The 1,399-nt window shown below is 59.5% G+C and carries 2 protein-coding genes; one reads left to right on the forward strand and one right to left on the reverse strand.

Annotated elements, in window-relative coordinates:
* Window positions 1–1,025: histidine kinase (locus NW809_RS12585; protein ID WP_414402297.1), on the forward strand; the 1,025-nt coding region annotated here is incomplete at its 5' end.
* Here the strand turns inward: NW809_RS12585 and NW809_RS12590 are convergent.
* Window positions 991–1,399: fasciclin domain-containing protein (locus tag NW809_RS12590; RefSeq protein WP_414402298.1), on the reverse strand; the 409-nt coding region annotated here is incomplete at its 5' end. The genes NW809_RS12585 and NW809_RS12590 overlap by 35 nt on opposite strands.

The following is a 1,399-nucleotide window of genomic DNA, read 5'->3' on the forward strand; positions in this document are numbered from 1 at the left end:
TCCAGGGGCTGCCGGGCCAGCATCCTGCCCATCTGAAGGTGGTACCGCTGGAGGAGCACCCCTACCTAGCAGAGCACTACAAGTTGGTGGTGACGCCAGCCTTGGTGAAAGCAGAACCCCTGCCGGCTCAGGTCTTGGCGGGCGAAGATCTGGCGACGCAGTTGGAAGTGTGGTGGCCCCGCTGGCAGGGTCAGGCGGCTTTGGTTTCCTACCAGGAAGAGGCGGGTCAAGATCCTGCTCCTCCCCCGACCACCGAGGCGTTGTTGCAAATGTCGGAAGAGGTGTTTTCGCTGCGCCAGGAGCGCGCCCAACTGCGGGAGCAGTTGGACTTCAAAGACCGCGTTCTGGCCATGCTGGTGCACGATTTGCGCAGCCCCCTGACGGCTACAGCCCTGGCGGTCGAAACCCTACAGCAAGGGCGAGAAGGATCCCTGGACAAGGCGGTGGAGCGGCAGTTGTTCGAGCATGCCCGCCAGCAATTGCGCAAGATGGACAGCATGATCACCGATATTCTCGAGTCGGCCCGTGGCAGTGCCTCGGAGCTGCGGATTCGAGCCGTGGAAACTCAGTTGGCCAGCCTATGCCAGCCAGTGATCGAGGAGCTACTGCCTCGCATCCAAGCCAAGCAATTGCAGTTTCAAGCCGATATTCCGGTGGATCTGCCCACAGTTCACGTGGATCCCGACAAGATCCGCCAGGTTATTTTCAACCTGTTGGACAATGCCATCAAGTACACTCCCGCCGGGGGATCCATCCGCCTCAACATCCTCCACCGCACCAGCCAAAAGGTACAGGTGACCGTCAGCGACACCGGCCCTGGGATCCCGGAAGCCGAGCAAGAGAACATCTTCTCCGATGCGGTGCGCCTATCCCGCGACCAACAGCAGGAAGGCTATGGCATTGGCCTTTCCCTTTGCCGTCGCATCGTGCGCGCCCACTATGGCCAGATTTGGGTGGAATCGATCCTGGGCAAGGGCAGCAGTTTTCATTTCACCTTGCCGGTGTATCGACTCTGCGGTCGCTAGCCAAGCTTTGGCCCTCGCTTTTCCCTGTTTCTCCCGAGAGCATGATCGGCCAGAACCAGTGGGGGCGCATCAGGATCACGGTGTCGATGACGTGAATGATGCCGTTGTCCGCCTCGATATCCGCCTGGATAACGGTGGCATTGTTCACCTCAAACACGTCCCCCTCGATAAACAAATCGATGGGGGATCCCTCTACCGAGCCTACACGCTGGTACTTGGCCAAATCCGCCTTTTTCAGACGACCGGGCACCACGTGGTAACACAAAATGCGAGTCAATTGGGGGATGTTTTGCACTAGGGTGGTGATGGTGCCGGGGGGCAACTTGGCAAAAGCCGCATCGGTGGGCGCAAAAACAGTGAAAGGGCCAGGGCCT

Source organism: Synechococcus sp. WC101 (assembly GCF_047461555.1).
In the GTDB taxonomy this organism is placed as follows: domain Bacteria; phylum Cyanobacteriota; class Cyanobacteriia; order Thermostichales; family Thermostichaceae; genus Thermostichus.